Raw genomic sequence first — 25372 nt, 5'->3', positions numbered from 1 at the left:
GTCGGTCCACGACCTGAAGTCGATGCGGACAGGGGTATCACCACGACCACCATGTGAGTTACAGATGCACGTGTCTTCAACTCACCGAAGCGCACAATGCGGCATCCGATCATCGGTACGAAGGAGTGCACCGGATCATGGGCGATCGCCCATGACATACCATCTGGATGATGGCGTACGCGGGCTCCCGGACCATGAATGTCGGAACCTGGTTGCTGCCCGAGGATGAAGGCGCGTTCGACCTGGCGTTGCACGACACGTTCCCGGACGCCGGATGGCAGTGCTCGCAGCCAGGACCGCTGGGGCTTCACCCCATCCACTTCCACTGCTCGCTGACAAACGCGATGGCCTGCGGCAGCCGTGGAGTTCAAGCATTTCTGCACCTGCCGATCGGCGCAAGCCTGCCATCGACCGTCACGCTCGCCGATGGCGTCCCGCTTCCGGACGGGCCACCAGTCGCGGCCATCATGCAGCTGCTGCGCTCGACGCGCCGACATGATCCCGGAGGCACGTACTGCGATCACGACGCTCAGTACCAGCACCCGGAAGGCGGCGCGTATTTCGATGCCGGGAGACTGGCCGTACGCTGGTTCTCGGACGAAGTCGGTGCCTCCGTACACGACATCCTCCTGCAGCAAACGCGAGCGGTCCGGTCGGCGTTGATCGCCACCACTCGTCCGGCCCGCATCAAAGATCAGAATGGCCGACGGCTGACTGGCTACCGCATCGGTCCGGCCGCTCAAGCCATGGTCGAAACAACGGGCATCCTTCTCGGCCGCGCCGGACTACAACGGTTCCAGCTCGGCTGAACTGCTGCGATCTCGACCTCCGGCAACGCACTCAACTCGGCATGACCATGCCCAGGATCATAGGGCTTCCCGTGGCTGGTTTTCTGGTGGCGCTGTCCTGTAAGTCATCGGAGCCAGAGGGCTGAATCAGCCGAAGCCCTCATGTGCGTCACGTTGCGGCATGCTTGGTGGATGGGCGACGAACAGCACTGCGAAGAGTTCGAGGGCGAGCAGATCGGTCCGCTGATCTATTGGGTCCGTTATGTTTTGATACCGATGGACCAGGTGCCTCGCGAGTTGCCTTGGCACGAGTACTGCATGCGCGATGTGGCGGGTGGAAAGACGTCCACTCGGGAGCGATCCGACGTTGCCGTCATGCCGGATTGCTGTTGGTATCACAGTGGGGATTGGGGCGCAGTCACGATGGCAGCGGTCCGGTTGATCGCTCAAGCCGAGGCGACCGGCCTAGAGCAGAACTACCAGCTCTGCCAGGAAGTACTCGACCTTGCTCGTGCGGACGGGATGTCCGGATGGGCTTTGCAGGCACTGGAGAGCCTGGTCAAGAACCCGATCCTGATTCGCGAATACAGCAACTCGCGGTTCGTCATCGACGGTGGCCAGCACCGCATACGAGCCATGCGCGACGCCAACCTTACTGAAATCCTTATCGGTAAACCAAGCTGGCGATGACCTGCTGGGGCGACTTGCTGCGCTGGCCTGCGTCGTCAAACGCAATCGGGATCATGAACGCCCGACGGAGTCTCGAAGTATCCGCTCATCGGCATGAGCGGACGTTCGCCGAGACGCGCGGTCAGCGGCATGACAGCGCGTACCCCGCTCCTGTCCACCCACCGCGGGCCGTGGCCGCCCGCACGGTCCGGGTGTCACGGTGTGAGGTTCAGCAGGAGGGCGATGGTGCCGAAGGTCTGCAGGAGAAAGGTCAGGCCGGCGTGCATTCCGATCGACACCCGCAGGTCCTTTTTTCGCCAGGCGATCCAGGGACCAGGGAGGAAGAAGATGATCCTGGACAGGAACACCCAGGGCGACCACAGGTGGTACAGCGAGAACAGCGCCGTGCTGACAACCGGCGCCCATCGGCCCAGCCGGGACAGGCGGCCCATCAGGAAACCGCGGAAGTACAGTTCCTCGATGACCGGAAAGGCCAGCCCGGTCAGGGGGATGCAGACCGCCAACGCGATGACCATGACCGAGTGCGGGTATCCGGAGAGGACGTCGGTGACGCCGCCGCCCGCGCCTTCGAACGGAACCCATCGGAACAGCTGCTCGTAGAAGAAGTTGTCCATGGGCGTCAACGCGAATGACACCACAAGGAACCACACGATCAGGGGGATGACGATGGCGACGAGTTTCCCGCGAGATAGTGGCTTGTCCAGGTAGTGCACCACTCCACGTAGCGCGAACCGGCCGTTGCGCCGGCGGCCCAGCCACAGCAGCAGGCCGAGCTCGAACGGCAGGAGGGCCAGGAGCATGGCGATGGCCCAGCCCAGGAACGGTGGATAGCCGATGGACTCGGCCAGAGGTTCGCCGATGAGCAGGTAAGCGGCGACGATCAGGACGCCGGGGGCGAGGTGCAGCGTGATGGACAGCGGCAAGGAGTGCCTGTCGGCCAGTAACCGCTCGGTGATTCGGCTCTGTCGAGCCTCTTCTGTGGCGGACACAGGCTTCCGCGTGTTTTCGTTCTCCATTCCGGGGATGGTCGTCCGGCCCGATGACATGGCGCTGACACGGTTCACAGACGGATCGAGAGCCGCCAGGCCGAGGCGCCGCGAACACTCAACTCGGCAGGACTGACCGGACGCGTCGACCTTCTGCTGACCACACTGCGGCTCGTCGGCTCAAACCGCGACCTCGACGGTGCGCTGGACCGGCTGCAGGGCCTTCTCTCGCTGGCGCGCTCTGTTCAAACGTCCCGATGGGACATGGGGGAGCAGGTCGGGTTTCAACAGCGACAAGGCCGCCGAAGCCTGGGGTGTGGAGCAGGAGGCGCTGATCCGGCGCAACCTGTGGCTGGACCCTCGGGAAGCGGAGATGTTGTTCGGCGTGTTCGCCGAGGAGCTCATGGACGCGGTCGGTCCGCGGCTGGAACCGACGACGCTGGCGAAGTACCGGTCCTTCCTGGACAACCACCTACTGCCGCAGTGGTCGTCCTGGCCGCTGGCCGGAATCTTCAACAGCTACGTCGAGATCGAGAAGTGGCTCTCGGAGTTGCACGAGGACTACGCGTACTCGTCGGTGGCGTCGATCTTCTCGTTGTTCTCCACGATCTTGGGTGCGGCGGTGAAGGCGAGGAAGATCCCGGCGAACCCGTGTGCCGGGATCCGGGTCACCTCGGGTGATTTCGAGGTCGAGAACCTCGTCGCTACACCGGTGCAGGCACTCCGTGCCTCGATGTGGCTGGATGAGAGCGGGCTCGGGTTGCTCGACTTCTACACCGGTTACCGCTGGGGCGAGCTGGTCGGTCAGCAACGCCAAGAGTACGACAACGAAGCGCGGGCAATTCAGACCCGTGAGCCGTTGAAGGAGATCGGCGGGCGGCTCTTCAAAGGCGGCCGCAGGGTCGACACGTCGAGGTTGGCCGGTCTCGGGCCGCGGCTGACTCGTCCGGTGACGCCGAGACGACAGGGTGGCCGGGCGAAGAAGGGCCGGACCAAGACTCCGGCTGGTACGCGAAGCGTGGAGCTGCCGCCGAGTATCGCGGTCTTCTATGAGGAGTTGATGGACAGTCACAGCTTCCCGTTCGTGCTCTGCAGCGCCGAAGGTGCGCCGTTGCGGCGGTCGAACTTCCGCAACCGCTACTGGCGCCCAGTGTGGGATGGCAGTGATGCTGAACACACGCGGTCTGCGGAAGTGGTTCAGCCGATCCTGCCGACCTTCACCTTCCACGAAGGGCGGCACAGCCACAGCACCTGGCTGGCCGAGGACGGTATCCCCGAGGTCGCCAGGCGAGCACGGCTAGGGCAGAAGATGAAGGGCATCGCGCGGGTCTACGACCACGTGACGCCGCTCATGCGCCGTCAGATCCTGCAAGCGCTCGAGACCCGGTGGATCGGCTCGCTGGTCGCACTGACGCCGAGCGAGCGGACGAGGCTGGGGGAGTGATTCCCGCACCTGCACGCCACTTTCCGTGACGGGCAGCTGGAGACCACTCCGAGGGTCATCGCCATTGAACGACTGAAGCCCTGCCCCTCCGAGGAGGAGCAGGGCTTCAGACCTGCGAAAACAGATGGTGCGCGATACTGGGATTGAACCAGTGACCTCTTCCGTGTCAGGGAAGCGCTCTCCCGCTGAGCTAATCGCGCGAGGTGGAGACGGGATTCGAACCCGTGTACACGGCTTTGCAGGCCGTTGCCTCGCCTCTCGGCCACTCCACCGTGACAGGCCCGAGGGGCCTTCCGAGCGGATGACGGGATTCGAACCCGCGACCCTCACCTTGGCAAGGTGATGCGCTACCAGCTGCGCTACATCCGCACATCCTCGGTCTGGTTGGAGGTCAGACCCTCGCGGTTCTGTGCCTCACCCCGTCGCCGTGGTGTGTGTGAACACTATCCGACCCCGAAAACGGCTCTGCAACCGGGGTGCCACTTGCTGTTCGCAAGCCCGTCATCAGGCCAGATCGTTGGGGATCAGGTGGGTCAGGGCGTCGTCGACGTCGACCCACAGATGCTCGTTGCCGGGGAGCACGACGTCGTAGGTCCGGTCGAGGAAGTCGGCCAGTTCTTGCGCGGACGCCTCGAACATGGCGTGCCCGGACGGCGAGTTCAGTTCGATGAGGACGGACTCGGGGTCTTCGACGGAGGGGCGGATGCGTACGTCTCCGTCGCCCGCGTCGGCCAGGAGGCCGTCGGCGAGGAGGTCGCGCGCGTAAACCCACTCGACCCAGCCGGCGCGGCCGGTGCGGAAGGCGGCGACGACCGCATAGGGGTCGCGTGTGTCGTATCGCAGTTCCACCTTGACCGGAACCGCGGGTGTCCGCGGCGCCAGGAGGTCGAACACCGCCGTCGAGCGGAGCGTCACGTGATCGTTGCGCATCGTCCTACCCTTCGTCTCCTTCCCGGCCCGGTCGAACCGAGTGGCGATGATGTGACGTTTCGGCCGGTCGATCGGAACGCGGTTTTGCCGCAGATCACCCGGATGGGGTCATCGGACCCCGAATCCCTACTCCGTCACCCCATCATCACCCGCGCGACGCGCAGCCCTACATGCGCCCTGCAGGCAGTCCACATGTACATACTGCGCGGTTTAGTCGTCACGCGATAGCACCGTCGCACGAATGTCGAAACGCGTCGCAGGCGCCCCCTGGTCGGAACAACCCCGGCTAGCTCGTGGTTGTTCGCTCCGTATTTGCTGGTGAGCGGAGTGTGGTCATCGTGAACCACCCGTTTGCAGGCCCCCTAAAGTTGTGAGGTAGAGTCTGCCGAACACCGCGAGCGGGCGATTAGCTCAGCGGGAGAGCGCTTCGTTCACACCGAAGAGGTCACTGGTTCGATCCCAGTATCGCCCACCGGATGAAGGCCCTGGACCATCGGTCCGGGGCCTTGATTCATTCTCGGACACGGTTGGCGGGAGGCCGTCCGGACGCATTCGATCCCCAGGTCGGACGCGGGTTATGTGGGGACGGTACTTCTGCCGTCGCGGACAGGGCCGCCGATGCGGCGGAATGCATCCGGCGCGGCGGTGGCGGTGGGGTGCCGCCGGTTCGAAGATCCCCGAAGCCGATGGTTCCGGCCGATGTGGACATTCGCCGGAGACCCGCCGTCGCGCTGTGAAAACGTCACATGATGGGACTGTCGAGACGGCATTGTGATCCTCGGCACGGTGACGTCCGGTGAAAGGTCCAGACCAGGGGGAAAGTTGCTGCAGGGCATGGAGGGACGGCTCACCCGTCCGGCTCCGGCGGAGGGTCCGCCGTGACGCTGACGTGATGTGACGAAACGCCACTCCGGTGACCGCTTGACAAGGTAGATCCGCTCGCGGTGAACGTGGACGGCTCGCCGCGGTGCTCCGGGGGCATGAAATCCACAGTGGACCGGTCGGAGATCGACTCGCGCGGATCGTCCACTGTGGAGTTTTCCGGGCTGTTCGGCCGATCGTGGACGCGGTGCCCCGAGTGGCCGGAAGGGCTGCGAATTCGTGACTACTTTGAGTAGTTGTGCGGGGGATACGGTCTATTACCCATCGTCATCATCTTGTTATCAACGTGGCATTCATTTGCCGGATCCCCGTGCAGGATGTGGCTGGAAATCCTTGTAACGAAGGCTGGAGAGCGGCCGATACCTTGGCGTGTGTCGCCCCATCAACCGCTGAGTGATCATGAGAATCGATCACTCTTCGAAATCGCTCTCATTTACTCAGCGTGTTGATCTGGCGTTCGGGAATCCCCACTCCGGGAGGTCTGATGGAAGAGTCGGTGCGGCCGTCGTCCACCGTTAACGGGACGCCGCAGCACATCGACCTTCAGTCGATCCCGCTTCCCCCGCAAAGGGGTGCGGGCAACGCCGCGGCGGTCGACAACGTGTCGGCGCGGCCGCCTTACGCGGCTTGGGAATCGCGCTACCGTGCCTGGGTCATCGGTAGTGACGTTTTCACGGCCTTCGTGCTCATCATGATGAGCGCCTTCTTGATCGATCGATCCGATCCGCACGACATGCACGCGCTCGGTACGGCGGCGGCCTTCTTGTTCGGGTTGTCTGTCTGCCGCGCCTGGAGCCCGCGGGTGCTGGGCGAAGGCGCAGAGGAGTACCGGACGCTGGGCCGGGGCCTGGTGGCCACCGCGGTTCTCGTCGCGCTGGGCGGGCTGCTCTTCGGCGCCCTCGCCGTCCAGCCGTGGGTCTTCATCGTCGTCCCGATGATCTCGGTCTTCATGTTCCTGCAGCGGTACGCGCTGAGGCAGGTGCTGCACCGGCGCAGACGGCTCGGCGAGTGCCTGCTCCCGGTGCTCGCGGCGGGAAGCCCCGACACGGTCGCCGATCTCATCGCCCGCACCAAGGCCGATCCGCATGTCGGCTGGCGCGTGGAGGCGGTCTGCACCTACTCCGGCGCCGGCGCGGAGCGGGGGAGCGGCGAGGTGGAAGGCGTCCCGGTCGTCGGGAAGCTCGACGAACTCGCGGGCCACGTCCGCCGTGGCGGCTACCGGGTGGTGGCCGTGACCGCGGATCAGCACTGGAACCCGAAGCGCCTCCAGAGGCTCGCTTGGGACCTCGAAGGGACCTCCGCCGAGATGGTGGTCGCCCCGATGCTGATGGAGGTCGCCGGTCCCCGGCTGAACGTCTCCGGCGTACTCGGCATGCCGCTGCTGCGGGTCAGCGCGCCGATGTTCACCGGCGGCCGCCGCCTGGTCAAGGAGGTGCTCGACCGCTGCGGTTCCGCGCTGCTGCTCACCCTGGTTTCCCCGCTGCTGCTGGCGATCGCGGTCGCGATCAAGTTCGACGACCGGGGCCCGGTGATCTACCGGCAGCGCCGCGTCGGCCGCGACGGCCACACCTTCACCATGCTCAAGTTCCGCACCATGGTCACGAACGCCGACAAGCTCAAGCAGGACCTCCAGGCGGACAACGAGGGCGCGGGACCGCTGTTCAAGATGCGCAAGGATCCGCGGGTCACGCGGGTCGGCACGATGCTTCGCCGGTACTCGCTCGATGAGCTGCCACAGTTGCTCAACGTCGTGAGCGGCCGGATGTCGCTCGTCGGTCCCCGTCCGCCGTTGCCGGAGGAGACCGCGAAGTACGCTCCCGACGCGCGCCGCCGTCTGCTGGTCAAGCCGGGGCTGACCGGGCTCTGGCAGGTCAGCGGCCGCAGCGACCTCAGCTGGGCCGAGAGCATCCGCCTCGACCTGCGTTATGTCGAGGACTGGTCCCTCGCCCTCGACCTGGTGATCCTCTGGAAGACCTTCCGGGCCGTGGTGCAGGGACGAGGGGCTTACTGACCTTTCGCCGCATCGGCCCGACGGCCGCCGTCCTCCGGGACGGCGGCCGTTCGTTGTGATCGACCGCACACGCAGAGGTAGTTGAGCGAGAAATAGTTCAGCGCTCAACTAGGTTGAGGCGAGTACAGGACGCGAACGGAAGGAAGATCCACCCATGACCACCAGCGTTGAGCCGACCGAAGCCTTGAACCTCCCGCAGGACGTTCAGGACCTGCTGTTCCGCGAGGCCCGCACCGCGAACAGCTTCAGCGACGAGCCGGTGACCGACGAGCAGATCCGCGCGATCTACGAACTGGTCAAGTGGGCCCCGACGTCGATGAACAACCAGCCGCTGCGCGCGCTGGTGATCCGCACCGAAGAGGGCAAGAAGCGCCTCGCCCCGCTGATGGCCGAGGGCAACCGCGCCAAGACCGAGGCCGCGCCGGTGACCGTGGTGCTGGCCGCCGACACCGAGTTCCACGAGAACCTCCCGCGCACCTTCCCGCACTTCCCCGGCGCCAAGGATCTGTTCGCCGAGGAGGCTGCCCGCGTCGAGACCGCCAAGCTCAACGCGCTGCTGCAGGTCGGCTACTTCATCATCGGCGTCCGCGCCGCGGGGCTGGCCGCCGGCCCGATGACCGGCTTCGACGCCGAAGGCATCGACAAGGAGTTCTTCGCGGACAAGGCGTGGAAGTCCCTCGTCGTGATCAACGTCGGCAAGCCGGGCGACAACCCCTGGTTCGACCGCCTGCCGCGGCTGGACTTCGACGAGGTCGTCGAGACCGTCTGACCTCGCCGCTCGATACGCGAAGGCCTTCTTCCGATGGGAAGGAGGCCTTCGTGGTGTTAGGGGTAATGCGCGTGAGCCGCGCCGCACCTGACGACTAACATCACGGGAACCATCCGCTTTCACCGCGAGGAGTCCATCGTGTCCCAGCCGTCGTCAGTAGCAGCCGCAACCGCCTCGCGCGTGGTGGTACCGGCGGGCACTACGGCGGGCTCCGCGGTCCGCGAAGCCGGGCTGCCGACGAAGGGGCCGGACACGATCGTCGTCGTGCGCGACGCCGAGGGCAACCTCCGTGACCTTTCCTGGGCTCCGGAGACCGACGTCGAGGTCGAAGCCGTCGCGGCGAACACCGACGACGGCCGCAGCGTCATCCGCCACTCGGCCGCCCACGTGCTCGCCCAGGCGGTGCAGCAGCAGTTCCCGCAGGCGAAGCTCGGCATCGGGCCGCCGGTCAAGGACGGCTTCTACTACGACTTCGCCGTCGACACCCCGTTCACCCCGGAAGACCTGCAGGCGCTCGAAAAGCGCATGAAGCAGATCGTGAAGGGCGCGCAGCAGTTCTCCCGCCGCGTCTTCGACTCGGTCGACGAGGCCAAGAAGGAACTGGCCGACGAGCCGTTCAAGCTCGAACTGGTCGACATCAAGTCCGATGTGGACACTTCCGAGGTGATGGAGGTCGGCGGCGGCGAGCTGACCATCTACGACAACCTCGACCCGCGCACCAAGGAGCGCGTGTGGAGCGACCTCTGCCGCGGCCCGCACGTGCCGACCACCAAGTTCATCCCGGCGTTCAAGCTGACCCGTGTCGCGGCGGCGTACTGGCGCGGTGACGACAAGAACCCGCAGCTGCAGCGGATCTACGGCACCGCGTGGGAGTCCTCCGAGGCACAGGACGTCTACCTGGAGCGCCTCGCCGAGGCCGAGCGGCGCGACCACCGCAAGCTCGGTGTCGAGCTGGACCTGTTCTCCTTCCCCGACGAGATCGGCTCGGGGCTGCCCGTGTTCCACCCCAAGGGCGGGATCATCCGGCAGGAGATGGAGAACTACTCGCGTCAGCGGCACGTGGAGGCGGGGTACGACTTCGTCTACTCGCCGCACATCACCAAGGGCGCGCTCTTCGAGACCTCCGGGCACCTCGACTGGTACCGCGACGGCATGTACCCGGCGATGCACCTCGACGCCGAGCACAACGAGGACGGCACGGTCCGCAAGCCCGGCCAGGACTACTACCTCAAGCCGATGAACTGCCCGTTCCACGACCTGATCTTCCGTTCGCGCGGGCGTTCCTACCGGGAACTGCCGCTGCGGATGTTCGAGTTCGGCTCGGTGTACCGCTACGAGAAGTCCGGCGTGATCCACGGGCTGACCCGCGTGCGCGGCATGACGCAGGACGACGCGCACATCTTCTGCACCCTGGAGCAGGTCCCCGGTGAGCTGAAGTCCCTTTTGGACTTCGTGCTGAACCTGTTGCGCGACTACGGCCTCGACGACTTCTACCTCGAACTGTCCACTCGCAACGACGAGAAGTACATCGGTTCGGACGAGGTGTGGGACGAGGCGACCGAGGTGCTGCGCACCGCCGCCGTCGACTCCGGACTGGAACTGGTGCCGGACCCTGGCGGCGCGGCGTTCTACGGGCCGAAGATCTCCGTGCAGGCGAAGGACGCGCTGGGCCGCACCTGGCAGATGTCGACCATCCAGCTGGACTTCATGCTGCCCGAGAAGTTCGAGCTGGAGTACACCGCGGGCGACGGCAGCCGCCGGCGCCCGGTGATGATCCACCGTGCGCTGTTCGGCTCGATCGAGCGGTTCTTCGGCGTGCTGACCGAGCACTACGCGGGCGCGTTCCCGGCGTGGCTGTCGCCGGTCCAGGTGGTCGGCATCCCGATCACCGAGGGCCAGGTGGACCACCTGCGCGAGGTCGAGAAGGCGCTGCGGGCCAAGGGAATCCGGGTCAACGTCGACGCGAGCGACGACCGGATGCAGAAGAAGATCCGCACCCACACCACGCAGAAGGTGCCCTTCATGCTCCTGGCGGGCGCGAAGGACGTCGAGGCGGGCGCGGTGTCGTTCCGGTTCCGTGACGGCGGCCAGATCAACGGTGTTTCGGTGGCCGACGCGGTCGAGGCGATCGCCGGCTGGGTCCAGCGCCGTGAGAACTCCTCGCCGACGGTGGCGGGCTTGGAGACGGTTCTCCGGTGACGGGCCCCGATGGCCCTGAAGTAGTCGGACAGGACGGAGTGGGGGTCCCGGACGCGTTGCAGCGTCTGTGGACCCCGCATCGGCTCGCCTACGTGCAGGGGTCGAAGAAACCTGACGAGGGCTGCCCGTTCTGTCATCTTCCGGAGAAGAGCGACGAGGACGCGCTGATCATCGCGCGCGGGAAGACCGTGTACGCGGTGCTGAACCTGTACCCGTACAACCCCGGTCACCTGATGGCCGTGCCGTACCGCCATGTCGCGGACTACACGGATCTGACGGCGGAGGAGACCGTCGAGGTGGCGGAGTTCACCCAGCACGCGATGCGGGTGATCCGTGAGGTGTCCTCGGCGCACGGGTTCAACATCGGGATGAACCAGGGTGTGATCGCCGGCGCGGGAATCGCCGCGCATCTGCACCAGCACGTGGTGCCGCGGTGGGGTGGCGACGCGAACTTCATGCCGGTGATCGGGCATACGAAGGTGCTGCCGCAGCTGCTGGGGGAGACCCGGCAGCTGCTGGCGGACGCCTGGTAACTCGGGCTGACACTTGAAGTACGTGAAGGCCCCCTTCATTGCGCCTAGCGCAATGAAGGGGGCCTTCACGTACTTCGGGGAGCGGGGCCTCAGGCGTTGAGCGCGGCCTGCAGCTCGATGTCGATCTTGACCTTCTCGGACAGGAAGGCGTTGCCCTCCGGGCCGATGCCGAAGTCGCGGCGGTTCACGGTCGCGCTGGCCGAGACGCCGAGGGTGGTGGCGTTGTTGTTCGACGGGTTGGTGCCGATGCCGTTGAACTCGGCTTCGAGCGAGACCTGGACGGTCTTGCCGCGCCAGGTGAGCTCACCGTCGATGACGTAGTCGCCGCCGTCCTCGCGGATGCCGGTCGAGCGGAAGGTGATGACCGGGTGCTCGTCGACGTGGAAGAAGTCCTCGGACTTGAGGTGCGTGTCACGCCCGTCGACACCGCTGGCGACCGACGAGGCGTCGATCTCGACGGTCACCGAGGAGTCGAGGATGTTGTCGGCGGTGACGACCTCACCGGTGAAGGCGGTGAAGTTGCCCCGTGACTTCGCCAGGCCGAGGTGCTTCACGGTGTAGGCGATGTCGGAGTGGGCGGTGTCGATCGTCCACTTGCCTGCGACGTAGCCAGGGATCTCGGTGGTGGTCATGAGAGTCGGTCTCCAAAGTCTGTGTGAGTCTGTGGTGAACCCTCGTCTGGTTGAGCGCTCAACAATGACTGTAGCGCAGTTTGGTTGAGCGTTCAACCAGGGGTAGTATGGGTCTCATGTCCGAACCCCGATGGCTCTCCGACGAGGAGCAAAAAGTCTGGCGTGACTTCTCCGCGGCCACGCGGATGCTGCAAGCGCATCTGGAGGGCCAGCTTCAGCACGAGGCGGGCATGCCCCACACCTACTACGAAGTGCTCGTCGCCCTGTCCGAAGCACCGGACCGCAAGCTGCGGATGAGCGAACTGGCCGACGCGCGCAAGGCGTCGCGCAGCAGGCTCTCGCACGCGGTCGCGCGGCTCGAGGCGAACGGCTGGGTGCGTCGTGAGTCCTGTCCCACCGACAAACGCGGTTCCTGGGCGGTGCTCACCGCCGAGGGTTTCGCCGCGCTGGAGGAAGCCGCGCCAGGGCACGTCGAGGCGGTCCGCGAGAGTCTTTTCGATCCGCTGACCCCCGAACAGGTGACGGCGCTGGGGGAGATCAGTGCCGCCGTGCTGGGGCGGCTGTCGCCGAAATGCGCTGCCGCGGAGGCGGAACTGGCGCTGCGCGAAGAGTCATTCGCGGACATCGGGGAGACGGCCGAACTGGCCAAAGCGGACTGACCGGGAGCCGCTCCAGGGGCGGGCGCGACGACGGGTGTCGGTGCGGGTGGATAGGCTTCGAGCGGCCACCCGACCCTGCTGCTTAGGTGCACCTGAAGAACCGATGCTCAACATTTTCGCGCGCGCCTCCGTTTCCCGCGTCACCGACCCGATGGGGAAGGTGCTCGTGCGCGCCGGTCTGACCCCGAACGCGATGACCGTCATCGGCACGGCCGGGGCGGTTCTCTGCGCACTCGGGTTCTTTCCCAACGACATGCTGCTGTGGGGCACCTTCACCGTCTGGGGCTTCGCGATGCTGGACCTGCTCGACGGCGCGATGGCCCGCGCCCGCGGGTACGGCACGGCGTTCGGGGCCGTCCTCGACGCGACCTGCGACAGACTGGTCGACGGCGCGTTGTTCGCCGCGATCGCGTGGTGGTGCTTCGTCCACGACGACAACCGCCCGGCCGCGGCCGCCGCGTTGATCTGCCTGGTGCTGGCGCAGGTCATCTCGTACGTCAAGGCCAGGGCCGAGGCTTCCGGGCTCGAAGCGGACGGCGGGCTCGTCGAACGAGCCGAACGGCTGATCATCGCCCTGGTGGGAACCGGACTGCATGGTCTGGGCGTTCCGTACACCGTGGACATCACGCTCTGGCTGCTCGCGGTGCTCTCGGCGATCACCCTGCTGCAGCGGACGGCCGCGGTGGCCAAGGCGGCGCGGGCGGCCAAGGCGGCCGCGCCACCCGCCGCGGAGGGCGGGGCATGAGCGGGTTCTCCCAGCGGCTCGGCGACTTCGGCTACGCGGCGGGCTGGCGGCTCGCGCGCTGGCTGCCGGAGTCGGCCGGCGCGGTGACCTTCGGACTGGGCGCCGATCTCGCCGTCCGGCGTGACGGCGGCGGCGTGCGTCAGTTGCGGAGCAACCTCGCCAGGGTCGTACCGCAGGCCGACGGCGTCGAACTCGACGAACTGACCCGCCGCGCGATGCGCTCCTACGCGCGCTATTGGCACGAGATGTTCAGGCTGCCCTCGATGGACCACAAGGAGGTCAGCCGCAAGGTCGCCCAGTCGATCACCGGGGTGGAGAACCTCGACGCGGCCCTCGCCGAGGGCAACGGCGCGGTGATGGCGCTGCCGCACAGCGGGAACTGGGACGCCGCCGGCGTCTGGCTCGCGGACTATCTCGGCGGTTTCACCACGGTCGCGGAGCGGCTGAAACCCGAGTCGCTGTACCAGCGGTTCGTGTCCTACCGGGAATCTCTCGGTTTCGAGATCGTGCCGCTGACCGGCGACAGCTCCGCGATGCGCGTGCTGCTGAAGCGGCTGCGGGAGAACAAGGCGATCTGCCTGGTGGGGGACAGGGACCTGACGAACTCCGGGGTACCGGTCAAGTTCTTCGGCGAGCAGACCCGGATGCCGGGCGGACCGGCCCGGCTGGCCGCCACCACCGGTGCCGCGCTGATCCCCGCGGGCTGCTGGTTCACCGAGGACGGCTGGCAGATCCGGCTGCATCCGCGGATCCGCGTCACGAACCGGTCCGAGGTCCCGGCGGCCACCCAGGCGCTGGCGGACATCTTCGCCGGTGACATCGCCGCGCATCCGGCCGACTGGCACATGATGCAGAAGTTCTGGCTCTCCGACTTCGAAGCCGGGGAACAAGCCGCCCTCGGCGAAGCGAGTTGAGCCGATGGCTCAGGCGCGGGTCATGAAGATCGGGATCGTCTGCCCGTACTCGTTCGACGTGCCGGGCGGTGTGCAGGGCCATGTCATCGATCTCGCGAAGGCGCTTCTCGCGCGCGGGCACGAGGTCTCGGTCCTCGCTCCGGCGGACGAAGACTCCGACGTGCCGGATTTCGTGGTCCCCGCGGGGAAGGCGCTAGGGATCCCGTACAACGGCTCGGTCGCGCGGCTGCAGTTCGGCCCGGTGTCCTACGCCCGCGTGCGGCGGTGGATTCGCGACGGCGACTTCGACGTCCTGCACCTGCACGAACCCGCCGCACCGAGCCTTTCCCTGCTGGCGCTGAAGGTCGCGGACGGGCCGATCGTCGCGACCTTCCACACCGCGACGACCCGTTCGCGCACGCTCGCCGCGTTCCAGCCGGTGCTGCGGCCGCTGCTGGAGAAGATCACCGCGCGGATCGCGGTGTCGGCGCTGGCCCGCCGGGTCCAGGTCGAGCACGCCGGCGGTGACGCGGTCGAGGTGCCCAACGGCGTCGACGTCGACTTCTTCTCCCGCGCGCTCCCGCTGGACGGCTATCCGCGAGCGGGCGGCACCGTCGGGTTCGTCGGGCGGTACACCGAGTCCCGCAAGGGGATGAGTGTGCTGCTGGAGGCGTTGCGGATGCTGCTGCCGGAGTTCGAGGAGCTGCGGCTGCTGGTCGTCGGCCGTGGCGACGCCGACCAGTTGCGCCGCGAGGCGGGCCCGGAACTGGCGCCGCATATCGACCTGCTCGGCCAGGTCGACGACGCGACGAAGGCGCGTGCGTTGCGCAGCGTCGACGTCTACTGCGCGCCGAACACGGGCGGCGAGAGTTTCGGGATGATCCTCACCGAGGCGATGGCGGCGGGCACCCCGGTGCTGGCGAGCGGGCTGGACTCGTTCCGCCGGGTCCTCGACGACGGCAAGGCCGGGATGCTGACCGAAACCGGCGACGCGGCGGCGCTGGCCGACGGGCTGCGCGAGCTGCTCGGCGACCCGGCACGCCGGGCCTCGCTGGCAGCGGCCGCGGGGGAACGGGTCGCGATGTTCGACTGGTCCGTGGTCACCACGCAGGTCCTGCGGGTGTACGAGACGGCGATCGCCGCCGATCCCCGGCGGGTCGGCGCGGGGGAACGCGAGTTCAGCCGATGACGACCTGGGTGTGGATCGGCGGTCTGGCGGCCGCGATCGTGGTGCTGGGCGGGTTGTTCCTGCTCGCCACGGCGAACCGGCTGGACCGGCTGCACGTCCGCACGGACGCGGGCTGGGCGGCGCTGGACGCGGCTCTCGCGCGGCGCGCCGTCGTCGCCAGGGCGGCCGCCGCGATCCTGGGAGACGAGGAACTGCGCGCGCTGGCCGAGCGTGCCGAGCGGGCGAAGAGGCCGGATCGCGAAGCCGAAGAGAGCGAGCTGACGCTGAGGCTGGCGCGTGTCGACCGCACGACCTTGCCGCCGCCACTGGCCGAAGAGCTCACCGACGCCGAGCACCGGGTCGTCATCGCGCGGCGCGTGCACAACGACGCCGTCCGGGACACGCTGCACCTGCGGCGTCGCCGGAAGGTCCGCTACTTCGGCCTCGCCGGTACCGCCCGGCTCCCGGAATACTTCGAAATCGCCGAGCCCGACCTTTAGGAGGACGAAACCGTGAGCGATCGCGTTCTGCTGGCCGTGTTCGCGACGCCGGTGGCGTCGTTCCTTCTGCGCTACGGCAAGGATCTCGGCTACACGCCGGTGTTGTTCGATCCGGACGGCGCACGGGTGACGGACGTCGACGGCGACTTCGAGTCCCTCACGACGGTGCCGGAACTCGGACCGGACACCGACGTGGTCGTCACCGATCACAACCGGCCCGAGCTCGGCGAAGCACTCAAGGCCGTACTCGACCGCCCGACCCGGTGGGTCGGGGTGCTGGGGAACCCGCGTCACGCCGGTCCGCATGTGGCCGCGCTCGAGGCGCTGGGGGTTCCGGACGACGAGATCGCCCGCGTGCATCGCCCGGTCGGGCTCAACATCGGCTCCCGCACGCCGCCCGAAATCGCCGTCGCCACCCTGGCCGGCCTGGTGGCGGACCGGAACGGCCGGCCAGGCGGCTTCGAGTTCTAGGTCGCGATCGCTCCTTCCGGCATCGGCTCGAACCGGGCGTGCCTGCGGGTGAACGTCGCCGTGCCCGAGGTCAGTGAACGCAGGTCGATGGCGTAGCGCAGGAGCTCCACCGCGGGGACCTCGGCGTGGATGATCGTGCGGCCGCCCTCGTCCGATTCGGTGCCGAGCACGCGGCCCCGCCGGGACGAGAGGTCACCCAGCACGGTGCCCAGATGCTCGTCCGGAAGCCGCACGGCCACTTCTTCGAGCGGTTCGAGCAACGCGATCTTGCCCGCGGCGGCGGCCTCCTTCAGCGCCAGCGCGCCTGCCGTCTGGAAAGCGGCGTCCGACGAGTCGACACTGTGCGCTTTCCCGTCGACGAGCGTCACGCGGATGTCGATCAGCGGATGGCCGTCGAGGAGCCCTCGCTGAGCCTGGGCCCGGACCCCCTTCTCGACGCTCGGGATGAACTGGTGGGGCACCGAACCGCCGACGACCTTGTCCACGAATTCGAAACCCGAACCCCTCGGCAGCGGCTGGACTTCGATGTCGCAGACGGCGAACTGGCCGTGCCCGCCGGACTGCTTGACGTGCCGCCCGTGCCCACGCCCCGGTCCGGCGAAGGTCGAACGCAGGCTGATGCGGACGGGTTCGGTGTCCACGTCGGCGCCTCCCGCGCGCAGCCGCGACAGCACGACGTCGGCGTGGGCCTCGCCCATGCACCACAGCACGAGCTGGTTGGTCTCGGCGTTGCGGTCCAGCCGCAGCGTCGGATCGCCCGCGACGAGCCGGGAAAGGTTGCGTGCCAGCGTGTCCTCGTCGCTGCGCGTCTTCGCGATGACGGCGACCGGCAGCAGCGGTTCCGGCATGGTCCACGGTTTCATGATCAGCGGTTCTTCGGGTGAGGAGACGGTGTCGCCCGTCTCGGCCGAGCCGACCTTGGTGAGCGCGCAGAGGTCGCCCGCGACGCAGTACGGCACTTCGCGCAGGTTCGCGCCGAGCGGTGAGTACAGATGCGCGACCCGTTCGTCAGCGTCGTGGTCTTCGTGCCCGCGTTCGGTGAGACCGTGGCCCGAGACGTGCACAGGCCGCTCCGGGCGGAGCGTCCCGGAGAACACCCGCACCAGCGACACCCGGCCGACGTAGGAGTCGACCGCGGTCCGGACCACCTCGGCCGCCAAGGGACCGTCGGGGTCGGCGCGGAGACCCGCGTGCGGCTCACCGTTGGGTGAGGTGACTTCCGGCGGGACGTGCTCCAGCGGTGAGGGGAACGCGCGCACGATCCCGTCGAGGACTTCGGCGATCCCGATCCCGGTCGTCGCGCACACCGGGATCACCGGATGGAAGGAGCCGCGGGCGACGGCGGTCTCGAGGTCCGCGATCAGGGTGTCTTCGGGGATCTCCTCGCCGGAGAGGTACCGGTCCATCAGGGACTCGTCCTCGCTCTCGGCGATGACACCTTCGATCAATTCGTTGCGTGCCTCGGTCATCCGGGCGAGATCGTCCCCGTCCGGCTCGCCGATCTCTGGCGGGAAGCCCTTCGAGTAGTCGAAGTAGCGGCGCGTGATGAGCCCGACGAGCCCGTCGCGCGCGGGCAGGTACAGCGGAAGGACACCGGAACCGAAGGCGGCCTGGCAGGCCGCGATCTCGCCTTCGAGGTCGGCGCGATGATGGTCCAGCCGGGAGACGACCACCGCCCGCGGCATTCCGACGGCGGCGCACTCTTCCCAGACCGCGACCGTGGCCGCGTCGACGCCTTCCGCCGCGCAGACCACGAACAGCGCCGCGTCGGCGGCGCGGAGCCCGGCACGTAGTTCGCCGACGAAATCGGCGTAGCCGGGGGTGTCGATGAGGTTGATCTTGTGGTCCTGGTGCAGCACCGGCGCGACCGAAAGGCCGACCGACCGTTGCTGCCGGACCGCGGCGGGGTCGTGGTCGCAGACCGTGGTCCCCTCCACGACGGAGCCCGCCCGCGTCACCGTGCCGGACGCGGCGAGCAGTGCTTCGGCGAGTGTCGTCTTGCCTGATCCTGACGGGCCGACCAGGACGACGTTGCGTACTTTCGCCGGGTCGTCCACAGCGACGGCGGCCCCGGAGTCTCCGTTCTTGCTCTGTTTGTCGGCCATGCCGGTCTCCTCACCACGCGATGACGCGTACAAGTGTGTCCTCGATCACACACCCGCGACGGCCATCGCGGCAAGGTGACCGGCGAGGGACCCCCCGAATGTCGACGCGCCGTTATGCTCGATGGCGGACACCCGGAGGCGAATCCGAACCGAATCCGACGGTGGGGGATGAGCGATGGAGCTCGACAGGCGAACGGTGTTACGGCTGGCAGGCGCGGTCCCGGTGCTCGCGGCGGTGCCCTTGCCCGACGGCGGGGACGAATGGGAGCGGCTGCGCGCCAGATTGGCGGGCACGCTGTTCCGGCCGGGAGACCCCGGCTACGACAAGGCGAGGCTCGGATTTTTTTCGCTGTACGACCATCGGCTGCCTGCCGGTGTCGCAGTATGTGCGAACGAGGACGACGTCCGGCGCTGTGTGGATTTCGCGGCCAGGCTGCGGATTCCGATCGCGGCCCGCTCCGGCGGGCACAGTTACGTCGGCTATTCCATAGTGGACAGAGGGCTCATCGTCGATCTGTCGCGGCTTTCGCGCGTCGAGATCCTGCCCGGTGGACGGGCGGCGATCGGCGCGGGCGCGGTACTCGGCCGGGTGTACGAGGCGCTGGCGGCGGCGGGCCGCGCACTGCCCGCGGGCAGTTGCCCGCAGGTCGGCATCGCGGGCCTGACCCTCGGCGGCGGGATCGGCGTCCTGGGCCGTAAATACGGGCTGACCTGCGACAGGGTCGAGTCCGTGCGCTTCGTCGGCGCGGACGGGAAGCTGCGCCTGGTGTCGGCGGAGACCGCGCCGGACCTGCTGTGGGCGTTGCGTGGTGGCGGCGGTGGCAACTTCGGCATCGTCACGTCGTTCGTTTTCAAGACCGAGCCCGCGCGCACGCTGACGAACTTCACGCTGACCTTCCCGCCCGCCGTACTCGCCGACCTGGTCGCGGCGTGGCAGGAATGGCAGCCCGCGATGCCGGACGAACTGTGGTCCGGGATGGGCCTCGGATCGGCCGCGGTGAACTGCGGTGGCTGTTTCGTGGGGCGAGCCGTGCAGCTGAATCCGCTGCTCGACGACCTCGTCCGCCGGGTCGGCACCGAGCCGCTCACCCGCGAGGTGAAGGAACAAGGCCACCTCGCCACCATGCGTTCCTTCGCCGAGGAGGTCCAGTTTCCCGCCGCTGTCGATCAGCGCGGGGAGTACGTGGCCACTTCGAGGATGCTGACCCATCCGGTGCCCGACCCCGGCGCGCTGGCGGCGTTGCTGACGAGTGATCCGCAGCTGTACTCGATCGTGGACACGTACGGCGGCGCGATCGCGCGGGTGCCGTCGGGCGAGTCGTGCTTCCCGCACCGGTCGGCACTGGGCAGCATCCAGATCACCCGCGGCCTGGACGGTGGCGTCGCGAAGGCGCGGCAGGAGATCGGCCGGGTGCGGGACGAGCTCGGCCGGGAGTACGGGCAGGCCGGGTACGTCAACTACATCGACCCGGAGATGCCGGACTGGGCGAAGGCGTACTACGGCGAAAGCCTGCCGCGGCTGCGGCGGGTGGCGCGCAAGTACGACCCGGACGGCCTGTTCGCCTTCGAACAGGGACTGGCTCGCTGATCCCTGGCGGGGTCGGGTGCGCGCCAGATCACCCAGTGGACTGCTGAAATCGCCGCGAACTGGCCTGCTTCAGAGGTCCAAAAGCGGCCTACTCTCGGAGGTGTCATCCCACTTCGCGCGCTTTCCGAAAGGTCCAGCAGTGTCTGACGACTCCACGAACACGGCCACCATCTCGCTCACCGGCACCGCCAGGGTCAAGCGCGGCATGGCGGAGATGCTCAAGGGCGGTGTGATCATGGACGTGGTCACCGCCGAGCAGGCGAAGATCGCCGAAGACGCCGGCGCCGTCGCGGTGATGGCGCTCGAGCGGGTCCCCGCGGACATCCGCGCGCAGGGCGGCGTCGCCCGGATGAGCGACCCGGATCTGATCGACGGCATCATCGAGGCCGTCTCGATCCCCGTCATGGCGAAGGCCCGCATCGGCCACTTCGTCGAGGCGCAGCTGCTGCAGTCGCTCGGCGTCGACTACATCGACGAGTCCGAGGTGCTGACCCCGGCCGACTACGAGAACCACATCGACAAGTGGGCCTTCACCGTGCCCTTCGTCTGTGGTGCGACCAACCTCGGTGAGGCGCTGCGCCGGATCAACGAGGGCGCGGCGATGATCCGTTCGAAGGGCGAGGCCGGCACCGGCGACGTCTCGAACGCGACCACGCACATGCGCAAGATCCGCGCGGAGCTGCGTCGCCTCTCCTCGCTGCCCGAGGACGAGCTTTATGTTGCGGCGAAAGAACTTCAGGCCCCGTACGACCTCGTCAAGGAGGTCGCGGAGAAGGGCAAGCTCCCCGTCGTGCTGTTCACCGCGGGCGGTATCGCGACCCCGGCCGACGCCGCGATGATGATGCAGCTCGGCGCCGAAGGCGTGTTCGTCGGTTCCGGCATCTTCAAGGCGGGCAACCCGGCGCAGCGCGCCGAGGCGATCGTCAAGGCCACCACGTTCCACGACGACCCGGACGTCATCGCGAAGGTCTCGCGCGGCCTCGGGGAAGCGATGGTCGGCATCAACGTTTCGGATGTGCCCGAGCCGCACCGGCTGGCCGAGCGCGGCTGGTAGCCGTCTGCCCGCTCGGACGGCCCAGGGCTCTCTAGAGTCCCTGGGCCGTCCTGCGTCAGAGCCACGCTTTCAGATCAGCCATATCCACCACAGGCATTCCCCAGCGCAGCGCCGCCACTTCGAGGTCGGCGCTGCCCGCCATCGTGCCGTCGGGGTTCATCACTTCGCAGCAGACGCCGACCGGCGGAAGGCCTGCGGCGGCGCACAACGCGACGGTCGCTTCGGTGTGCCCGGACCGGTCTGCGAGCAAGCCCGGCCGGGCGGCGAGCGGGAACACGTGCCCTGGACGCAGAAAGTCCTTGGCCGTCGCGTCCGGATCGGCCAGTTTCCGCACCGTGGCGGCGCGTTCGGCCGCGGAGACGCCGGTGCCCGTGCCCGCGGCCAGGTCGACCGGTATCGACCATGCCGTTCCCTGCCGGTCGCCTTCACCGGGCATCGCCGCGATTTCGAGGCGCCGCAGCACTTCCGGCGCGCACGGCACCGCGGGAAAGCCGCAGACCTCGGTCAGCAGGAAGGTGAACGATTCGGGCCGGAGCCGGGCGCCGGCGAAGATGACGTCTCCCTCGCCTTCGGTTTCCGGGTCCCAGACGATGACACCGCCACCGGCGGCGAGCTGGCGCAGTACCTTCTCCACACCGGAGCGCCCGTCGACGCGACCGGCCCACGGTAGCCGGGGCAATGCCTTGCCCACCGCCGAAGGATGGGCCTTCTCCGCCAGACGGCCGACCAGGTCGAGTTCCAGATTCACCCGGTCTCCGGCCTTCAGATCGCCGAGTGTGGTGGCCGAGCGGGTCATCGGGAGCAGCACGACCGAAATCCGGTCACGCAGTACCTCGGCGATGGTCACGCTGACGCCGTCGAGGGCGATCGGGGACTTCGCGAGCAGCCTGTCCAGCAAACGCTGCGGCGGCCGGAGCCAGATCCGGCGGGCACCGCCTTCGTCGTCGATCCGGATCACCTTGCCGACGGCGTCGACGTAGCCCTGGACCAGGTGGCCGTCCAGCGGGTCGCCGACCTGAAGCGGCGTCTCGACGTTGACGGGGTCCCCGGCGGCAAGCGCGTCGAACGTCGACCGGCGCCGGGTTTCCGTGGAGAGCACCGCCTCCAGGAGACCGTCGACCGGCCGTACGGTGAGCCGTACTCCGTTGACACACGCCGATCCGCCGTCGTGGACGCGGTCCGCGCTCTTCGGCGCCCGCACATGCAGCACGTCGCCCTTGATCTGTTCGATGGCTCCAAGCTCGCCGATTCGCCCAGTGAACATGATTCAACACCCCGCTTTGACGCGTACCCAGGAAGCCCGGCGACGGCCGGACACAGGGACGCGGGGTCTCACCGCCTGGCCCCGGAATCACACCGGGTCGTTCCACCCCCTCGGCGGAACCGGCCGACTATACGGCCACACCGTGGAATCGCACCACGAGCCGATCATAGCCACATCGTGCAGGTGCTCGGTAGCCGTCCGAGGGTGTGTTCGAACCCTATAGGCGGTGTCGTCACCGCCTATAGGGTTCGCGGCATGAGCAAGTCGATCCAGTTCTGCGACCGCAACTTCAAGATCGCCGTGGTCCAGGAGCTGATGTACAACCAGGAACTCCTGCCGAGGTTCAGCCTGCGGGAGTACGCCGCCGAGCAGGGTTTCAGCTACGACGACGGGAGCGTCGAGGCGGTATCCGAGGCTCTGGCTTACTTCGACGCGCTCGAGGTTCCCGTCGAGCTCGCGGAGAACGTCACTGAGCTCGAGATGGACGGCGGCAACGAGATCTACCTGGAGATCGCGCCGAACTGGGATGGCGAGGACGGGCTGTTCGACGTCGACGAGTTCGCCGACCTCGAGCACTTTCCCAAGCTGAAGTCGATGACGCTGCTCTACACGGGCAACGACGAGGCGCTGGAGACGTTGCGGGCGCGCGGCATCGAGGCGGACTGGCTCTGACCTGGCGACCCCTTACGGCTTCCGAACAGGCGGTGAGCAAGGGTAAGGGGTCGATCCGCGCCGGTATGTAGGTGATCACCCGATGCCGGAGGCCACCCCTCAGGACGAATCTGGTCACTACCGAAAGAGGTAGTGAGTTCCTGAGGGGAAACGATGATGAACAGCAACGACGCTCTGCTCGCCGAAGTACTGGCCGAGGCGGACTACCGGACCGAGCAGATGCTGAAAGCCGGTCGCAGCGTGTGGGTCGAGCGGGCCCGCCGGGCGGGCAGGCGGATCCGCGCGCACCGTACCGAGGTCCGGGTATCGGCTCAGTAGCGCTCCCGGCTGTGGGCGAACAGGGCTCGGGCGGCGGATACGACGGCATCGGGCCGCTGCTCGGGAATGAGATGCCCGCAGTCTTCGAGTACGCGGACGCGCAGGTCGTCCGCGTACCGCTCGCCGCCGCGCAGGAAGGCCTCCGGCACGAGGACGTCCCGGCCGCCGACGAGGATTTCGGTCGGCACGCTCAGCCGAAGCCCACGGCTGCTCCGCAGCCGGCGCAGATCGTGGACGACGAACTGCCAGTTCAGTGCCTGGCCCGCTCGCGCGTGGGCGGGCAGTGCTCGGACCGCTCCTGCGCCTGGCCGATAGGTCTCGAATGCCGGTGGAAGAAGAGGGCTATTTCCATCGTCTGCTCGACTCGCTCCCCGACGAGGTCTGCGCGACGCGGATCAGCCGCGCCAGCGCGCCTCCGGCACCGCGGGGACCCGGTGACCCCGATGGCCGGTCATCTCCTCGTTCGCGAACAGCGCGTTGAGCACCGCCTCCTCGGTCGCCTGCACCACGGCTTCGAAGAACGGGTCGAGCCTGCCCCACGGGATGAACCGGAGGTTCTCGTACTCGGCCTCTTCCGTCCGGGGGAACCGGCTGGTGAGCGCGCCGGGATTCGCCGTGCTGAACGCGAGGAAGAGATCACCGGAGAAATGCGAGCCCGTGGTGCCGGTGCGGGCGAGACCGAGCGGGACCCGGCGCGCGAGCGACGTGCACTGGCCGGGCAGCAGGGGAGCGTCGGTCCCCACGATCACGATCACCGAACCCGCGCCCGACGGCGCCGACCATTCCTCCTCCATCGGGTTGTCGGCCCCGAGTTCCAGGCCGACGTGCTCGCCCGCGACGGTGAGCTCACGGCGCGAGCCGAAGTTGGCCTGTACCAACGCACCCACGGTGTACTCGTCGTCCCCATAGGACACGACGCGGGAGGCCGTGCCGGTGCCGCCCTTGAAGCCGTAACACGTCATCCCGGTGCCGCCGCCGACGGAGCCTTCGCGCACCGGCCCGGTCCTCGCGGCGTCGATCGCGGCGATCGCGTGTCCACCGTGGACGGTCGGCGCGGTGCTGTCGTTCAGGTAGCCGTCCCAGGTTTCCGCGACCACCGGCAGCAGCCATTCGGCCGCGACGTCGGGCCGTTCGCGCACCACCCAGTCGATCACGCCACGATGACACGCGCCGACGGCGTGCGTGGAGGTGATCAGCACCGGCAGGGTCAGCGACCCGGTCTCGGCCAGCCAAGCGGTGCCGGTCATCTCGCCGTTGCCGTTGAGGGCGTACGTCCCGGCGGCGCACGGCACGGCGAAGTCCCCACGTCCGCGCGGCAGGACGGCGGTGACACCGGTGCGCACCGAATCGCCTTCGACGAGTGTCGTGAAGCCGACCTCGACGCCGGGGACGTCGGTGAGCGCGTTGAGCTCGCCGGTCCGGCCGGGCAGCGGGATACCCAGATCGCGGGCGCGGGTCATGGACGGTCCTCCAAGGGGTTCGAAGTCGCGGTGCGGGCGTAGGAGAGCAACATCGCTTCGGCGGTCGAGGTTTCCAGCGTCGGCACGGCCTGGGTGAGGTGCAGGCCGTAGCCGTCTTCCAGTGCGACGAGGTTCCGCGCGATCGACACCGCGTCCGCGGTCAGGGTGAATTCGCCGGTGGCGGCACCCGCTTCGAGGATGCCGGTGTAGATCCGGACCTGCTGCTCGTAGAGCGTGATGTGCCGGGCGGCGTACACGGGATCGCGGCGGGCGATCGTGCCGAGTTCGTAGAGCAGCACGCACAGTTCGTCGCCGGGACCGGTGGGCAGGCCGCTGCGGATCATCGAGAGCAGCCGCTCGCCGGGGTCCGTCTTCGCGCTCGCGGCCCGTTCCCGCGCCGAGCAGAACCGCGCCACCGCCTCACGCTGCACCTCCTGGAGCAGGTCGGCGAGGGTGGGGAAGTAGTACAGGACCGAACCCGACGACAGGCCCGCGCCTTCGGCGATGTCCCGCAGCCGCAGGTTCAGCACGCCGCGGTCGAGGACGGCCCGTCTGGCCACCTCGATCAGTTCGGCCCGTCGTTCCGGTGCCTTGCTCGGTCTCGCCATGCC

The 25372-nt window shown here is 67.9% G+C and carries 24 protein-coding genes, 4 tRNA genes and 1 pseudogene; 18 read left to right on the top strand and 11 right to left on the bottom strand.

The genetic code is table 11. From position 1 onward, the window contains the following. Positions 1–170: 170 nt before the first annotated feature. Both AMYAL_RS0135350 and AMYAL_RS0135345 read left to right on the top strand, forming a co-directional pair. Complete coding sequence (locus tag AMYAL_RS0135350; RefSeq protein WP_039795978.1) at positions 171–809, top strand: hypothetical protein; 639 nt, start codon at positions 171–173, stop codon at positions 807–809. A 171-nt stretch (positions 810–980) separates the two neighbouring features. Continuing rightward, positions 981–1478 (top strand): ParB/Srx family N-terminal domain-containing protein, encoded by a 498-nt coding sequence (locus tag AMYAL_RS0135345; RefSeq protein WP_143267831.1) that lies wholly within the window; start codon positions 981–983, stop codon positions 1476–1478. A gap of 194 nt (positions 1479–1672) precedes the next feature. On the opposite strand, the gene AMYAL_RS0135340 is transcribed toward AMYAL_RS0135345, so the two are convergent. Beyond that, on the bottom strand, positions 1673–2494 hold the full coding sequence (locus AMYAL_RS0135340) for a CPBP family intramembrane glutamic endopeptidase (RefSeq protein ID WP_020636024.1): 822 nt from the start codon (positions 2492–2494) through the stop codon (positions 1673–1675). Between the two features lie 286 nt (positions 2495–2780). Between AMYAL_RS0135340 and AMYAL_RS50560 the strand changes: the two genes are divergently transcribed. Next, positions 2781–3908, top strand: a complete 1128-nt coding sequence (locus tag AMYAL_RS50560) for a site-specific integrase (protein ID WP_020636023.1) — start codon at positions 2781–2783, stop codon at positions 3906–3908. Positions 3909–4033: 125 nt separating this feature from the next. On the opposite strand, the gene AMYAL_RS0135330 is transcribed toward AMYAL_RS50560, so the two are convergent. From AMYAL_RS0135330 to AMYAL_RS0135315, 4 genes are all read right to left on the bottom strand, one after another. Next, a tRNA-Val gene (locus AMYAL_RS0135330) sits at positions 4034–4108 on the bottom strand. Between the two features lies 1 nt (position 4109). Then, positions 4110–4180, bottom strand: a tRNA-Cys gene (locus tag AMYAL_RS0135325). Positions 4181–4204: 24 nt separating this feature from the next. Then, positions 4205–4277 (bottom strand) — tRNA-Gly (locus AMYAL_RS0135320). Between the two features lie 135 nt (positions 4278–4412). Further along, positions 4413–4838, bottom strand: a complete 426-nt coding sequence (locus AMYAL_RS0135315; protein WP_005159130.1) for an SsgA family sporulation/cell division regulator — start codon at positions 4836–4838, stop codon at positions 4413–4415. A 400-nt stretch (positions 4839–5238) separates the two neighbouring features. On the opposite strand from AMYAL_RS0135315, the gene AMYAL_RS0135310 reads away from it, so the two are divergent. From AMYAL_RS0135310 to AMYAL_RS0135290, 5 genes are all read left to right on the top strand, one after another. After that, positions 5239–5310, top strand: a tRNA-Val gene (locus tag AMYAL_RS0135310). Between the two features lie 894 nt (positions 5311–6204). Beyond that, positions 6205–7731, top strand: coding sequence for a sugar transferase (locus tag AMYAL_RS0135305; protein WP_020636022.1), 1527 nt, complete (start codon positions 6205–6207; stop codon positions 7729–7731). A gap of 154 nt (positions 7732–7885) precedes the next feature. Further along, positions 7886–8500 carry a malonic semialdehyde reductase gene (locus tag AMYAL_RS0135300; protein WP_020636021.1) on the top strand — a complete coding sequence of 205 codons (615 nt, stop codon included), beginning with the start codon at positions 7886–7888 and terminating at the stop codon, positions 8498–8500. Positions 8501–8680: 180 nt separating this feature from the next. Further along, entirely contained in the window at positions 8681–10699 is a 2019-nt protein-coding gene (thrS, locus tag AMYAL_RS0135295; protein WP_020636020.1) for a threonine--tRNA ligase, read from the top strand. Further along, positions 10696–11232, top strand: coding sequence for an HIT family protein (locus tag AMYAL_RS0135290; protein WP_026467712.1), 537 nt, complete (start codon positions 10696–10698; stop codon positions 11230–11232). The genes thrS and AMYAL_RS0135290 overlap by 4 nt, the downstream gene beginning before the upstream one ends. 89 nt (positions 11233–11321) lie before the next feature. Here the strand turns inward: AMYAL_RS0135290 and AMYAL_RS0135285 are convergent, their stop codons facing one another. Next, on the bottom strand, positions 11322–11864 hold the full coding sequence (locus AMYAL_RS0135285) for a YceI family protein (protein ID WP_020636018.1): 543 nt from the start codon (positions 11862–11864) through the stop codon (positions 11322–11324). Between the two features lie 116 nt (positions 11865–11980). Between AMYAL_RS0135285 and AMYAL_RS0135280 the strand changes: the two genes are divergently transcribed. The 6 genes from AMYAL_RS0135280 (at position 11981) to AMYAL_RS0135255 (ending at position 16300) form a co-directional block, all read left to right on the top strand. Beyond that, entirely contained in the window at positions 11981–12523 is a 543-nt protein-coding gene (locus AMYAL_RS0135280) for a MarR family winged helix-turn-helix transcriptional regulator (protein ID WP_020636017.1), read from the top strand. A gap of 103 nt (positions 12524–12626) precedes the next feature. Beyond that, positions 12627–13268, top strand: coding sequence for a phosphatidylinositol phosphate synthase (gene pgsA / locus AMYAL_RS0135275; RefSeq protein ID WP_020636016.1), 642 nt, complete (start codon positions 12627–12629; stop codon positions 13266–13268). Beyond that, on the top strand, positions 13265–14182 hold the full coding sequence (locus AMYAL_RS0135270; RefSeq protein WP_020636015.1) for a phosphatidylinositol mannoside acyltransferase: 918 nt from the start codon (positions 13265–13267) through the stop codon (positions 14180–14182). Before pgsA ends, AMYAL_RS0135270 begins: the two co-directional genes overlap by 4 nt. A gap of 22 nt (positions 14183–14204) precedes the next feature. Continuing rightward, positions 14205–15350, top strand: coding sequence for a glycosyltransferase family 4 protein (locus AMYAL_RS0135265; protein ID WP_026467711.1), 1146 nt, complete (start codon positions 14205–14207; stop codon positions 15348–15350). Further along, on the top strand, positions 15347–15829 hold the full coding sequence (locus AMYAL_RS0135260; RefSeq protein WP_020636013.1) for a hypothetical protein: 483 nt from the start codon (positions 15347–15349) through the stop codon (positions 15827–15829). The genes AMYAL_RS0135265 and AMYAL_RS0135260 overlap by 4 nt, the downstream gene beginning before the upstream one ends. A gap of 12 nt (positions 15830–15841) precedes the next feature. Further along, positions 15842–16300, top strand: coding sequence for an XdhC family protein (locus AMYAL_RS0135255; RefSeq protein ID WP_020636012.1), 459 nt, complete (start codon positions 15842–15844; stop codon positions 16298–16300). Here AMYAL_RS0135255 and AMYAL_RS0135250 read toward each other — a convergent pair. Then, on the bottom strand, positions 16297–18405 hold the full coding sequence (locus tag AMYAL_RS0135250; RefSeq protein ID WP_020636011.1) for an elongation factor G-like protein EF-G2: 2109 nt from the start codon (positions 18403–18405) through the stop codon (positions 16297–16299). The two genes, AMYAL_RS0135255 and AMYAL_RS0135250, sit on opposite strands and share 4 nt — an antisense overlap. Positions 18406–18580: 175 nt before the next feature. Between AMYAL_RS0135250 and AMYAL_RS0135245 the strand changes: the two genes are divergently transcribed. Continuing rightward, the gene (locus AMYAL_RS0135245; RefSeq protein ID WP_020636010.1) at positions 18581–19993 is read left to right on the top strand and encodes an FAD-binding oxidoreductase; all 1413 of its coding nucleotides are present in this window, start codon (positions 18581–18583) and stop codon (positions 19991–19993) included. Between the two features lie 139 nt (positions 19994–20132). Further along, entirely contained in the window at positions 20133–21047 is a 915-nt protein-coding gene (gene pdxS, locus AMYAL_RS0135240) for a pyridoxal 5'-phosphate synthase lyase subunit PdxS (protein WP_020636009.1), read from the top strand. Between the two features lie 55 nt (positions 21048–21102). Here the strand turns inward: pdxS and AMYAL_RS0135235 are convergent, their stop codons facing one another. Beyond that, entirely contained in the window at positions 21103–22311 is a 1209-nt protein-coding gene (locus AMYAL_RS0135235; protein WP_020636008.1) for a 3,4-dihydroxy-2-butanone-4-phosphate synthase, read from the bottom strand. 255 nt (positions 22312–22566) lie between these two features. Between AMYAL_RS0135235 and AMYAL_RS0135230 the strand changes: the two genes are divergently transcribed. Together AMYAL_RS0135230 and AMYAL_RS49545 are read left to right on the top strand one after the other, a co-directional pair. Next, the gene (locus AMYAL_RS0135230) at positions 22567–22983 is read left to right on the top strand and encodes a DUF6892 domain-containing protein (RefSeq protein WP_020636007.1); all 417 of its coding nucleotides are present in this window, start codon (positions 22567–22569) and stop codon (positions 22981–22983) included. Positions 22984–23136: 153 nt separating this feature from the next. Next, on the top strand, positions 23137–23301 hold the full coding sequence (locus tag AMYAL_RS49545) for a hypothetical protein (protein ID WP_157358226.1): 165 nt from the start codon (positions 23137–23139) through the stop codon (positions 23299–23301). Here AMYAL_RS49545 and AMYAL_RS0135220 read toward each other — a convergent pair. From AMYAL_RS0135220 to AMYAL_RS0135210, 3 genes and pseudogenes are all read right to left on the bottom strand, one after another. Further along, a pseudogene (locus AMYAL_RS0135220) lies at positions 23295–23636 on the bottom strand (alpha/beta fold hydrolase); the annotation flags it as partial. The gene AMYAL_RS49545 and the pseudogene AMYAL_RS0135220 sit on opposite strands and share 7 nt — an antisense overlap. A gap of 60 nt (positions 23637–23696) precedes the next feature. Continuing rightward, positions 23697–24761, bottom strand: coding sequence for a DmpA family aminopeptidase (locus tag AMYAL_RS0135215; protein WP_020636004.1), 1065 nt, complete (start codon positions 24759–24761; stop codon positions 23697–23699). After that, positions 24758–25369, bottom strand: a complete 612-nt coding sequence (locus AMYAL_RS0135210; RefSeq protein WP_020636003.1) for a TetR/AcrR family transcriptional regulator — start codon at positions 25367–25369, stop codon at positions 24758–24760. Before AMYAL_RS0135210 ends, AMYAL_RS0135215 begins: the two co-directional genes overlap by 4 nt. Positions 25370–25372: the final 3 nt, after the last annotated feature.

It is taken from the genome of Amycolatopsis alba DSM 44262, assembly GCF_000384215.1.
Classification (GTDB): domain Bacteria; phylum Actinomycetota; class Actinomycetes; order Mycobacteriales; family Pseudonocardiaceae; genus Amycolatopsis; species Amycolatopsis alba.
The sequence above is the reverse complement of the archived record's forward strand: the minus strand, read 5'-3'. Positions and strand labels throughout refer to the sequence as shown.